The sequence below is a fragment of the Vogesella oryzagri genome, from assembly GCF_040148885.1.
GTDB classification, from domain to species: Bacteria; Pseudomonadota; Gammaproteobacteria; order Burkholderiales; family Chromobacteriaceae; genus Vogesella; species Vogesella oryzagri.
In genome coordinates, this window is record NZ_JBEFLD010000001.1 from 388,563 (window position 1) to 400,468 (window position 11,906).

8 protein-coding genes are annotated in these 11,906 nt (G+C 65.2%); 2 read left to right on the plus strand and 6 right to left on the minus strand.

Annotated elements, in window-relative coordinates; translation table 11 throughout:
* Positions 1-46: 46 nt before the first annotated feature.
* Together ABNW52_RS01950 and ABNW52_RS01955 are read right to left on the minus strand one after the other, a co-directional pair.
* Positions 47-1,432: an aldehyde dehydrogenase family protein gene (locus ABNW52_RS01950; protein WP_349583264.1), complete on the minus strand. Its 1,386-nt coding sequence runs from the start codon at positions 1,430-1,432 to the stop codon at positions 47-49.
* Between the two features lies 1 nt (position 1,433).
* Positions 1,434-2,801, minus strand: a complete 1,368-nt coding sequence (locus ABNW52_RS01955) for a glutamine synthetase family protein (protein WP_349583267.1) — start codon at positions 2,799-2,801, stop codon at positions 1,434-1,436.
* Between the two features lie 176 nt (positions 2,802-2,977).
* Here ABNW52_RS01955 and ABNW52_RS01960 point away from each other — a divergent pair, with 176 nt between their 5' ends.
* Complete coding sequence (locus tag ABNW52_RS01960; protein WP_349583270.1) at positions 2,978-3,838, plus strand: MurR/RpiR family transcriptional regulator; 861 nt, start codon at positions 2,978-2,980, stop codon at positions 3,836-3,838.
* 88 nt (positions 3,839-3,926) lie between these two features.
* On the opposite strand, the gene ABNW52_RS01965 is transcribed toward ABNW52_RS01960, so the two are convergent.
* The 3 genes from ABNW52_RS01965 to ABNW52_RS01975 all read right to left on the minus strand — a co-directional run bounded on the left by ABNW52_RS01965 (position 3,927) and on the right by ABNW52_RS01975 (position 6,932).
* Positions 3,927-4,787 (minus strand): HDOD domain-containing protein, encoded by an 861-nt coding sequence (locus tag ABNW52_RS01965; protein WP_349583272.1) that lies wholly within the window; start codon positions 4,785-4,787, stop codon positions 3,927-3,929.
* Positions 4,788-4,846: 59 nt separating this feature from the next.
* Positions 4,847-5,932, minus strand: a complete 1,086-nt coding sequence (locus ABNW52_RS01970; protein ID WP_349583275.1) for an aminotransferase class I/II-fold pyridoxal phosphate-dependent enzyme — start codon at positions 5,930-5,932, stop codon at positions 4,847-4,849.
* A gap of 112 nt (positions 5,933-6,044) precedes the next feature.
* Entirely contained in the window at positions 6,045-6,932 is an 888-nt protein-coding gene (locus ABNW52_RS01975; RefSeq protein WP_349583277.1) for an alpha/beta fold hydrolase, read from the minus strand.
* A 57-nt stretch (positions 6,933-6,989) separates the two neighbouring features.
* Between ABNW52_RS01975 and ABNW52_RS01980 the strand changes: the two genes are divergently transcribed.
* Complete coding sequence (locus ABNW52_RS01980) at positions 6,990-7,847, plus strand: AraC family transcriptional regulator (protein WP_349583279.1); 858 nt, start codon at positions 6,990-6,992, stop codon at positions 7,845-7,847.
* A 48-nt stretch (positions 7,848-7,895) separates the two neighbouring features.
* Here ABNW52_RS01980 and ABNW52_RS01985 read toward each other — a convergent pair.
* On the minus strand, positions 7,896-11,906 hold a 4,011-nt coding region (locus tag ABNW52_RS01985), incomplete at its 5' end, for a beta strand repeat-containing protein (RefSeq protein WP_349583282.1).

Consider the following 11,906-nt stretch of genomic DNA (forward strand, 5'->3'; position numbering starts at 1 on the left):
CTTGTGCGGTAGCTGCGGCCAACGTTGGCCGCAGCAGTAACGATGATCAGTCTTTGAGATGGAAGGATTTGATGCGGGTGAGCTGGCCGTAGCCCAGCACCGACAGCGACACACCGCGGCCGGTATCTTTCACCCCGGTCCAGGCCAGGCTCGGGTCCAGGTAATCGCAGCGGTTCATGAACACGGTGCCGGTTTCCAGCCGCTCGCCCAGCCGGATGGCGGCGGCGCGGTCGGCGGTCCAGATCGAGGCAGTCAGGCCGTAGCGGCTGTCGTTCATCAGCCGTAGCGCTTCCTCGTCACCGTCCACCGCCATGATGCCGATCACCGGGCCGAAGCTTTCCTCGCTCATCACCCGCATGCCGTGGTGCACGTTCACCAGCACCTGTGGTGCCAGGTAGGCGGTGCCCGGCGCATCGGCGGCAAAGTGGCCGGGCGGAATCAGCGCGGTGGCACCCTGGGCGATGGCCTCGGCGATCTGTTCGCGCACGAAGCCGGCGGCGCTGGCGCGCACCATCGGCCCCAGATTGGTGTTCGGGTCCAGCGGATTGCCGAAGCGATAGCCCTTGGTGAGCGCGACAAAGCCGGCGACAAAGGCATCGAACTGGCTGCGGTGCACATAGATGCGCTCGATGCCGCAGCAGGACTGCCCGGAGTTGAAGAACGCGCCGTCCACCAGGTTCTCGATGGCGGCGGGCAGGTCGGCATCCTCGCGCACATAGGCCGGGTCCTTGCCGCCCAGTTCCAGCCCCAGGCCGATGAAGCGCTCGGCGGCGGCGCGCTGCACGGTGCGGCCGGCTTCCACCGAGCCGGTGAAGGCAACGAAGTCGATGCCGTCGCTGGCCACCAGCTGCAGGGTGGCGGCGTGTTCCAGATGCAGGATCTGGAACACCCCGGCCGGCAGCCCGGCGGCCTTGAACGCCTCGTCGAACAGCTCGGCCACCAGCGGGGTCTGGCTGGAGTGCTTCAGGATCACGGTGTTGCCGGCCACCAGCGCCGGCACGATGGTGTTGATGGCGGTGAGGAAGGGGTAGTTCCACGGTGCCAGCACCAGCACGGTGCCCAGCGGCTCGCGACGCAGAAAACGGTCGAAACCTTCCTTCGGCGTCGGGCGGATGTCGGCCAGGCCCTCATCGGCCAGTGCGAGCATGGTGCGGGCGCGCTCTTCCAGGCCGCGCACTTCGCCCGGTGACTGGCTGATCGGGCGGCCGATCTGGCGGGTAATCGCCTCGGCGATGCGCTCCTTGCGCGCTACCAGTTCGTCCACCGCGCGGCCAACCATCAGCTTGCGTTCGGTCAGGCTGGTGTGACGCCAGCTGGAGCGGGCAAGGTTGGCCGCATCCAGCGTGGCGCGCACCGTGGCGGCGTCGTGGTACGGGCGTTGCAGCAGTTCGCTGCCATCGACAGGGGAGATAACGGAAAAATGCTGGCTCATATCAGATGATCTCGAAGTAGCGGTTCAATTCCCAATCGGTGACGTGGCGCTGGAACTCGCGTTCCTCCCACTCCCGGGTGGCGGCAAAGTGGTCGACAAAATCGTTGCCCAGCCAGTCGCGGGCCACGGCGGACTGCTTCAGCGTCTGCGCGGCTTCCCACAGCGAGCGCGGCAGGCGGCGCTCCGGCGGAACATCCAGTAGGTAGCCGTTGCCGCTGATCGCCTCGTCCGGCTCGATCTCGTGTTCGATGCCGTGCAGGCCGGCGGCCAGGGCGCTGGCCAGCGCCAGATAGGGGTTGCAGTCGGCGCCGGGCAGGCGGTATTCCACTCGTTGCGACTTGTTGCTGCCGGGAATGGCGCGCAGCGACACGGTGCGGTTGTCGATGCCCCACAGCGCGGTGGTCGGCGCCCAGTAGCCGGGTACCAGACGGCGGAAGCTGTTGATGGTGGGGGCGGCCAGACAGGCGATCTGCGGCATCAGCTGCTGCAGGCCGCCGATGAAGTGGCGCATGGTGCGGCTGATGTTGCCCGGCTGCGCCGGGTCGAAGAAGGCGTTGTTGCCGGCGGCGTTTTTCAGCGAGATATGGATATGGCCGCCCTGACCAGAGTAATCCTGATGCCACTTGGCCATGAAGCTGGCGGTGCGGCCCTGCTTTTGCGCCATTACCTTGGCGAAGGTCTTGAACAGCGCGGCGTTGTCGGCGGCCAGCAGCGCTTTTTCCACCCCCAGCGCGGCTTCCAGCTGGCCGGGGCCGGTTTCTTCGTGGAAGCCTTCCAGCGGCATGTTCATCGCTTCGCACAGCTGGATCAGGCCGTGATAGAACTCGGTGTTCACCGAATTGCGCAGCACCGAGTAGCCGAAGGCGCCGCGGCCCAGCGGCTTGATGTCCTGGTAGCTGCGGCTCAGCAGCGACTCGTTGCTTTCGTCCGCCACCAGGAACTCGTATTCGATGCCGGCCATGGCGTCAAAGCCCATGCCGGCGGCGCGTTCGCACACGCGGCGCAGCAAGGCGCGTGGACACAGCCCTTCTAGCCGGCCGGTCACTTCGCCTTGCAGCAGGATCATATTGCCTTCCAGCGGCAGCTCGCGGCAGCTTTCCGGAATGATGCGCACCTGGGCGTCGGCATAGCCTTTCTGCCAGCCGGTGAGCTTGGTGTTGTCGTACAGTTTGTCGCCCACGTCCCAGCCGAATACCACATCGCAAAAACCGAAGCCGCCGTCCAGCGCGGACAGAAACTTCTCACGCGACATATACTTGCCGGCCATTACGCCGTCCAGATCGTACAAGCCGACCTTGATCTGCTTCAGGTCACGCTGCTGAATCAGCGTGCGCAGATCGTCTGCGGTCTTTACGTTATGCGGTTCCATGATTTCCTCTCTCTTTGCAGTCATCCGGGGCGGTTTTCGTGCCCTCTGTGCATAGTAGTAGACGTTAGAAAAATTAATTGCAAGGTGTTAAATGTAATAAAAATTACGTTGCCCTCTCGCGGTGCATCCGCCAAACTGTCGACAAGTACCGCCAATGCTGGAAACGAGGATGTCATATGGGACAAAACCGCTCTGTTGCAGAATTGCTGCGCACCGAAATGGACAAGCTCACGCCGACCGAACGCAAGATCGCGCGCGTGCTGCTGGCCAATTACCCGGTTGCCGGGCTGGAGACCATTGCCCAACTGGCGGCGCGGGTGGAAGTCAGCGGGCCGACAGTGTTGCGGCTGGTGGGCAAACTGGGTTTCGACAGCTACACCGCGTTCCAGGCCGCCCTGCGCGGCGAGCTGGAGGCGCGGCTGCAATCGCCGCTGGTACGGCGCGAAGCCGCCAGCGAGGCGGCGGGTACCGATTTCCTCGCCGGTTTCGTGCGGCGGCAGAGCGAGCTGATGCAGCAGACTGCGGCCAACGTCAGTGCGGCAGAGTTCGATGGCGCGGTGGCGCTGCTGGCCGACCCCAAGCGCCGCATCTGGCTGCTGGGCGGCCGCCTCACCGAGCCGCTGGCCGCGTATCTGGCGCATCACCTGAAGGTGGTGCGCTCGCAGGTGACGCAGCTGCGCGCGCTGCCGGCCAGCTGGGCCGACCACCTGGTGGACATGGACAAGCACGATGTGCTGGTGGTGTTCGATATCCGCCGTTACTGGCAGGACGCCCAGCGCATGGCGGAGATGGCGGCGCAGCGCAAGGTGCAGGTGGTGCTGTTTACCGACCAGTGGCTGTCGCCGGTGTCACGCTGCGCCAAATACACGCTGGCGGCACACACCGCCGGCCCGGCCGGCTGGGATGCCAATACCCCGCTGCTGATGCTGATCGACGCGCTGATCGCGGCGGTGAATACCCGCCACTGGAGCGACATCCACGACCGGCTGCAGGAGTTGGAGCAAATGCGCGCGGCGCTGGGCGAGGGCGGCGGTTGAGTGGCAAGGTTGGCCGCACGCCGCGGCGTGATGCGGGCATGAAAAAACCGGCCGTGGTGGCCGGTTTTTTGTGGTGCTGCGCGCTGCGTCAGGCGTGGTGGATGCGGTCGTGCATTTCGTCCACCCAGTCTTCAAATTCCACTTCGCTCATGCCCAGATAGGCCAGCAGCGCTGCTTCGCGCTCCTTCCAGCCCGGATCACCGTGGTGATCGGTGCTGGTACGCCACACGTGCTGCGCGGCCCGCGCCACGGCCACCATCATCTTGTGCTCGTGGTCCAGCAACTGGTTGTCACTGTCGCTACTGAACAGCTCGGGGCTGTGCTGCAGCAGAATGGCCTGGTTGAAGTCATCCGGCATCAGCCAGGCGCGGCCAACCAGGTAGCCCACCACATCGTGGCTGGTGCCGTGGAATTCCTGCTCGATCTTGCTGATCTGCTTGTCTTGCGCCTGGGTAATCAGGCGCAGGGTGCGTTCGTAGTTGGGGTAGCGCATCAGCATCACCGCAATGCCGCAGCTGCGGAACAGAGCAAAGGACTGACACTCTTCACTGGGGCGGCCCAGTCGCTGGCACAGTGCCGCCGCGGTGGCGGCCTCGTGCATGGTGCGTTCCCAGAACTGCTCGATGGCGGGAGGCTTCTGGCTGGTCAGCGTCAGGCGCAGCAGCAGGCCCTGTACCAGGAACAGCAGATTGCGCACCCCCAGCAGGCTGACGGCCTGGTGAATGGAGGTCAGCGTGCGTGCCACGCCGAAAAACGGGCTGTTGGCGGCCTTGAGCACCGCCGACGACAGGCCGATATCGGTGGAAATGACATCGGCCACGTCCAGCAGGCTCATGTCCGGGTTGCTGCGCAACGCCATCAACTGATCCATGATCGCCGGGCGTGGCGGGATAACCAGATTGCGCACCAGTTCCGACGTGGTGTCAGCGTCAAATAGCGGGACTTTCATGCCTAGCTGCTGCTTTCAATAGAATATCTGCCGCGATTCTAACAGCGCGCTGGCGCTTTTCATGCCCCGGCCAGGGTCTCCAGTACGGTTTTTTGCAGGGCATCCGGATGGGCGGTCACGCGCAGCACATGCTGCATGGATGGGTGCGGCGGGCGGTGCACGGCAATCCCTTGGGCCAGCAGGGTTTTTTGTCTAGCCAGTGCACTGTCGGCATCCGGGTAGACGATGGCGACAAAGTTGGTGTGCGACGGCAATAGCTGTAGCCCGTTTTGCAACAGTGCTGCGGCCAAGGCGTCGCGCAACTGCAGGGTGTCGGCGATCAGCCGCGCGCTGCAGCCCGGATCGTCCAATGCCGCCACCGCAGCGGCTTGTGCCACGCTGGAGACGGCGAACTGGGTGCGGATCTGGTCGGTCTTGGCGATCCATTCCTGCGGCGCGATGGCATAGCCGACGCGCAGCCCGGCCAGTCCATGCGCCTTGGACAGCGTGCGCAGCCGCGCCGTGCCCGGCAGCACGCCCTGGCGCTCGCTGTCGGCGCAGAAGTCGATGTAGGCCTCGTCCAGCAGCAGCAGGCAGTCGGCCGGCAACTGGCTTTGCAGCGTGCGGATGGCGTCCTGCTGCTGGAAGGTGCCGGTAGGGTTGTCCGGATTGGCCAGATACAGCAGCGCGGCATCGTGTTCGCGCGCGGCGCGGGCCAGTGCCGGCAGGTCGTTGTGCAGCACGCCCTCGGTTTCCGCATACGCTACTTCCACGATGCGGGCACCGACGCCTTCGGCAAAGTAGCGGAAGGTGGGGTAGGTGCCAGCGGTGCACACCACCACGTCGCCCGGGCTGACGCGGGCGCGCAGGAACAGCGCGATCAGGCTGTCGGCACCGGCATCCACCACCACGTTGGCCGCAGCCACGCCATTGAGGGCGGTGGCGCGCTCGCGCACGGCGGCGGCGTACGGGTCCGGGTACAGCCGCGCCAGCTCGTACAGTGCCTCGCCCCACAGCTGGCTGACGGTGTGCTGCGCGATGGCCATGCTTTCGTTGGAGCCGATGCGGCTGACAATCGTGCGGCCGATCATCGCTTCCAGCCGCGGCAGGCCGGGGAAGGGGTTGCTGATGGTGACATCCTGCAGGTGACGGGCAAAGCGGCTCATGGGGCGATCCGGTAGTGGCGGCACCGGCTGGCGGTGCGGGCGGGGTGGATAAGCGGGCTGCCGAAAACTTTACGGGATGGCGGCGTCGGCGGCCAGCCCATGGTTATGGCATTTATTCATAAGCAAAGAAGTGCTGCAGTGCGCTGGCCACGGCGGCGGGCTGCTCCCATTGCACCATGTGCCCGGCCTGGGCGATGTGAACCTCTTGCAAGTCGGTAAAGCAGGCGCGGCGCTCGGCCAGCGTGGGGGCGATGCCGCGGGCCATCGGCGTGGCCAGGGCCTCTTCCGCCACCACCCACAGTACTGGGGCGCTGATACGGCGCCAGCAGGCCATGGCTTCTTCCAGCCGGTACAGCACCGGATTCACCATCTTGTGGCGCGGATCGGCACGGTACTGCAGCGCGCCATCCTGCCAGCGGGTAAGCGCGGCAGCCATGAAGCGCGCCGCCGGCGGCGACAGAAAAGCATTGCGCCCCAGTAGTTTGCTGGCCAGCTCCTCGATGCCGCCCAGCGGCGCAAAGGCCGGCGGCTGGCGCTTTTCTTTCAGCCAGTTGCCGTAGCGGCCGGGAGCCTCGGCCGGGCGCGAGGGCGGCAGGCCAAAGCCCTCCAGCAACGCCAGCCGTGCCACGCGTTCCGGGCGGATGCCGGCATACAGGCCGCTGACCATCGCCCCCATGCTGTGGCCCACCACGTTGGCCGCAGCGTGCGGGCTGTAGTGCTGCAGCAGCGCGTCCAGGTCGGCCAGATAGTCGGGCGAGTAGTAGCTGCCGCTGTTCCAGGCACTGTCGCCAAAGCCGCGCCAGTCCGGGGCGATGACCTGCCAGCGCTCGTCCAGCTGGTCGACCACAAACTGGAAGGTGGCGGCGCAATCCATCCAGCCATGCAGCATGAACAGTGCCGGCGCGGCCGGGTCGCCCCAGCGCAGGATGTGGTAGGCGTGCTGGTTGAGCGTGAGCTGTTCGCTGCGTGGCTGGCGGCGGGGCTGGTAAGCTGGTGTCATGAAAAAGCGCAACCTGGATCAATCGAAGCACCGTAGTTTACGCACCGGAGGACAACCATGACGAGCCAGAACAGCAGCAAGCGTTACATCAGCCGCATCCTGCGCGTGGTGCAGTACCTGTGGCAGCACCCGGATGACGACGTGCCGCTGGCGGTGCTGGCCGAGCTGGCGCATTTTTCGCCCTGCCATTTTCACCGTCTCTATCACGCCGTCACCGGCGAGACCGTGGTGCAAACGCGGCAACGGCTACGGCTGGCACGCGCCGCGCTGCAATTACAGCAACCGCAGCCACAGGTACTGCTGCAGGTGGCGCGCCGCGCGGGCTATGGCAGCAGTGCCGCCTTTGTCCGGGCATTCCGCCAGGCTTACGGCTTGCCGCCAGCGGCCTACCGGCGCCAGCGCATGGCTTTCCTGCAATCCGCCATTCACGAGGAGAACCGCATGCATTACCAACCGCAATTACGCCAGCTGGCCACGCCGCTGGCCGTGCTCTGCTGCCCGCATCGCGGGTCTTACATGCAGATCGGCCAGGCGTTCGACAGTCTTAACGTGCGCACCCTGAACCTGCTGGCCGCCGATGCGCGCTGGTTCGGCATCTACTACGACGACCCGCAAAGCGTGCCGGAGGCCGAGCTGCGTGCCGCCGCCTGTGTCAGCTACCCGGCGGAGGCGCCACTGCCGGACGGGCTGCAGCGCGACACGATAGCCGCCGGCGATTATCTGGTGCTGACGCACCGCGGGCCGTACAGCGAGTTGGCCGCGGCGTATCAATGGCTGTACGGCGTGTGGCTGCCGCAGAGCGAGTGGCAGCTGGCGCCGGCACCGTGCATCGAGGCGTACCTGAACTCGCCGCAGAGCACCGCGCCCAAGGATTTGCTGACCGAGATCTGGACGCCGGTGTTGCCACGGGGCTGAGTGGCAGCAAAACACCCCGCCGCGGCGGGGTGTGTCGGGGGGCTGCGGTTACAGCGGGTTGGTGTCGACGTGCTTCAACAGGGTCGTCATGTCGATACCGGTGCTGCCCTGCAGAATCACCATGTCCTGCATCTGGTACTGGTTGCCGGCACCATCGCGGTCGATGCTGATCACGGTGTTGCCGTTTTCCTCGCGTAGGCTCAGGAACTGGTTGGCCGCATTCGGCTGGTAGCCGGTGAGCAGGTCGCCGACGTGCAGCTGGTCACCACCATCACTGCTGTCGAAATCGGTGATGCTATCCAGCGCATTGCCGTCGCTGCGCAGCAGCAGGAAGGTGTCGCTGCCGGCGCCGCCGCTCAGCGTGTTGTGGCCGGCGCCGCCCAGCAGAATGTCGTTGCCGTCGCCGCCGCTCAGCGTATCGTTGCCGGCAGTGCCGATCACGGTGCCGCTGTCGGCCTGGCTGGTATTGACCACGGTATGCCCGGCGGCATCACTGCCCAGCTGGAAGTCGCCGGCCTGATAGTGGCCGATCAGCATCAGGCTGCTGCTGTCGCTGCCATTGCTGATGGTCAGCAGCCCGCCGGTGCCGGAGGCATTACCGACATAGTCCAGGCGTAGCCCGTCCTGATAGGCCAGGCCGGTAAGATCCAGATGGTCGCCGCTTTCCAGGCCGATGATGCGGCCGCTGAAGTTGGCCGCATCACCCAGCAGCAGGCTGCCATTGCCACCATCGGCAAAGCTGACATCGCTATCGGCGGCGGCGGCAAAATCGATGCTGCCGGCCCCGGAAATCAGCGCGCTACCCTGGCCGCTGACCTCCTGCTGCAGTTGCAGCGAGCTGTCGTTGGCCCACAGATTGCCGCTGTTTTCCAGGCTGCTGGCCACCACCATGCCGCCACTGCCGCTGGCTTGCAGCTGACCGCTGTTGACGATGCTGTTGCTGCCAGTGTCCAGTAGTAGCGCATTGCTGCCATCGGCGATGATGCTGGCGTGGTTCACCAGCGTCATCTGCCCGCCACCCAGCTGGCCGGCACCGCTGATGGTGTTGTCCATGTTGATCAGCGTGGCGTTGGCCGCCCCACCGAACACGATGTTGTGTGCGTCGTCCGATAGCACCACCTGGCCGCCACCTTGCAGGGTCAGGCTTTCCACCAGTACCTCCAGCCGCGCGTCGCCAGCTGCCGCACCCAGCTCGATGCGCCCACTGTTATCCATCACCCCGCCCAGCGGCAGGATGGCGCCATCGGCAATGGCCATCACCCCGGCGTTGTGGATTTCCGGCACCTGGTTGAACAGGAAGTTGGCCGCACTCAAGTTGGCCGCATCCACGCCGCGAATGGTAATGCTCTGGCCGGTGCCGATGCTGATCACTGCATTGCCGGTGCCATCGCTGCCGATTTGCAGGTCGGTAACGCTACTCACGCCGGCAAAACCGATCAGGTCGATCTTGTCGTTGGTGGCATCGAAACTGTAGATCACGTTATTGCCCATCGGCTGGGCAAACACGAAGGTATCGGCAGCCGACGAACCGGTGAGGTTGTCGTCGCTGGACAAGGCGAAGATCGGCGAGCCGGGGGCGTAGGCCTCCAGGTTGTTGTAGATCATGGCGTTGCCAGTGCTGCCGTCGGCACGCTGCCACTGCATGGCGACTTCGAGCAGCATCGCGCCGGCAAAATCGCTCGGCGTGGTGACGCTCAACAGTTCCGGGTGCGCGGTGAGCACCGACCAACTGCCATCAGCGTTGCGCGTGGCACCATTAATCTGCCACCCCTCCGGCACGCCTTTCAGTGTGATCAGTACATCGCCGCTGCTGTCGGCTGGGGCGTCTAGCGCTAGCTGGATCGGCTCGCCGGCACTACCGGCCGGAGCCAGCGAGGTTACCTGCGCGGTGGCAAAGCTGCTGCCGCTGGCGGTGTTGTTACTGGTGTCGTGCACATCGGTGCCGCTTTTCAGGTTCAGCCCCAGTGAATTGCCACGGTCCCCGTTGCTGGGAGAGCGCCCGTCGTAGCTAACCGTTACCGTGTAAGTGGTGCCCGAACCGCTGACCCCGGTAATGGTGGGCAGTGGTGAGGCCGTCATGGCGGAACCGAACAGCGTGAAGTCGTCGGTGGTCACCCCGGTCACCGCCTCCGAAAAGGTGACGGTAAAGGTGGCGGTGCCAGTGTTGCCGCTGCGGCTGGACGTGCCGGTAATCGATGCCACGCTGGGGACCGCATCATCGACGTCACCGACGTTGATAGTAAAGCTCTGGCTATTGCTGGAGCCATCGGCACTGGTGGCCAGTACGGTGATGTTGTGGCTGGTGGCGGTTTCGTAGTCGAGTGCGCCGGCTACTGTCACCACGCCGGTGCTGCTGTTGATGGTGAAGCGCCCGCCGGCATTGTCGCTCAGCGAGTAGGTAATGGCTTGGCCACCGGCATCAGCATCGCTGGCGAAGGCAGTCAGACCGACCGTGGTACCGATGGCGGCATTCTCCAGCACCAGGTTGGCCGCGCCATTGCTGTCGCTGGGGCCGACTACCGGGTTGTCGTTGACGTTGCCGACGGCAATGGTGAAGGTCTGGCTATTACTGGAACCGTCTGCGCTGGTCGCCAGCACGGTGATGTTGTGGCTGCTGGCGGCTTCGTAGTCGAGCGCGCCGGTCACTGTCACTACCCCGGTGCTGCTGTTGATGGCGAAGCGCCCGCCGGCATTGTCGCTCAGCGAGTAGGTAATGGCTTGGCCACCGGCATCAGCATCGCTGGCGAAGGCAGTCAGACCGACCGTGGTACCGATGGCGGCATTCTCCAGCACCAGGTTGGCCGCGCCATTGCTGTCGCTGGGGCCGACTACCGGGTTGTCGTTGACGTTGCCGACGGCAATGGTGAAGGTCTGGCTATTACTGGAACCGTCTGCGCTGGTCGCCAGCACGGTGATGTTGTGGCTGCTGGCGGCTTCGTAGTCGAGCGCGCCGGTCACTGTCACTACCCCGGTGCTGCTGTTGATGGCGAAGCGCCCGCCGGCATTGTCGCTCAGCGAGTAGGTAATGGCTTGGCCACCGGCATCAGCATCGCTGGCGAAGGCAGTCAGACCGACCGTGGTACCGATGGCGGCATTCTCCAGTACCAGGTTGGCCGCGCCATTGCTGTCGCTGGGGCCGACTACCGGGTTGTCGTTGACGTTGCCGATGGCAATGGTGAAGGTTTTGTCGGTACTGGAGCCATCGGCGCTGGTGGCACGCACGGTGATGTCGTAGTGATCGGCGGTCTCGCGGTCGAGCGCGCCGGCGACGGTGACCAGGCCGGTGCTGGCATCGATGGCGAAGCGGCCGCCGGCACTGTCGGTCAGGCTGTAGCTGACGGCGTTGGTGGTGGCGTCGCCATCGCTGGCGAAGGCGGTGAGGCCGACCGCGGTACCGACGGCACTGTTCTCATTCACCGCATTGTCGGCCGCATCGGTGTCGGCCGGGGTGCTGACGGCGAACTCGTTGACGTCATTGATAGCGATGGTGAAGGTTTTATCGGCGCTGGAGCCATCGGCGCTGGTGGCACGCACGGTGATGTCGTAGTGATCGGCGGTCTCGCGGTCGAGTGTGCCGGCGACGGTGACCAGGCCGGTGCTGCTGTTGATGGCAAAGCGGCCGCCGGCGCTGTCGGTCAGGCTGTAGCTGACGGCGTTGGTGGTGGCGTCGGCATCGCTGGCGAAGGCGGTGAGGCCGACCGCGGTACCGACGGCACTGTTCTCATTCACCGCATTGTCGGCCGCATCGCTGTCGGCCGGGGTGCTGACGGTAAACTCGTTGACGTCATTGATAGCGATGGTGAAGGTTTTGTTGGCGCTGGAACCGTCGGCGCTGGTGGCGCGCACGGTGATGTCGTAGTGATCGGCGGTCTCGCGGTCGATGGCGCCGGCGACGGTGACCAAGCCGGTGCTGGCATCGATGGCGAAGCGGCCGCCGGCGCTGTCGGTCAGGCTGTAGCTGACGGCGTTGGTGGTGGCATCGGCATCGCTGGCGAAGGCGGTGAGGCCGACCACGGTACCGACGCTGCTGTTCTCATCCACCGCATTGTTGGCCGCATC

Excerpts from the sequence above, each read along its gene's own strand:
- ABNW52_RS01950 (WP_349583264.1), bottom strand. The coding sequence starts at position 1,432 with ATGAGCCAGCATTTTTCCGTTATCTCCCCTGTCGATGGCAGCGAACTG.
- ABNW52_RS01955 (WP_349583267.1), bottom strand. The coding sequence starts at position 2,801 with ATGGAACCGCATAACGTAAAGACCGCAGACGATCTGCGCACGCTGATT.
- ABNW52_RS01960 (WP_349583270.1), top strand. The coding sequence starts at position 2,978 with ATGGGACAAAACCGCTCTGTTGCAGAATTGCTGCGCACCGAAATGGAC.
- ABNW52_RS01965 (WP_349583272.1), bottom strand. The coding sequence starts at position 4,787 with ATGAAAGTCCCGCTATTTGACGCTGACACCACGTCGGAACTGGTGCGC.
- ABNW52_RS01970 (WP_349583275.1), bottom strand. The coding sequence starts at position 5,932 with ATGAGCCGCTTTGCCCGTCACCTGCAGGATGTCACCATCAGCAACCCC.
- ABNW52_RS01975 (WP_349583277.1), bottom strand. The coding sequence starts at position 6,932 with ATGACACCAGCTTACCAGCCCCGCCGCCAGCCACGCAGCGAACAGCTC.
- ABNW52_RS01980 (WP_349583279.1), top strand. The coding sequence starts at position 6,990 with ATGACGAGCCAGAACAGCAGCAAGCGTTACATCAGCCGCATCCTGCGC.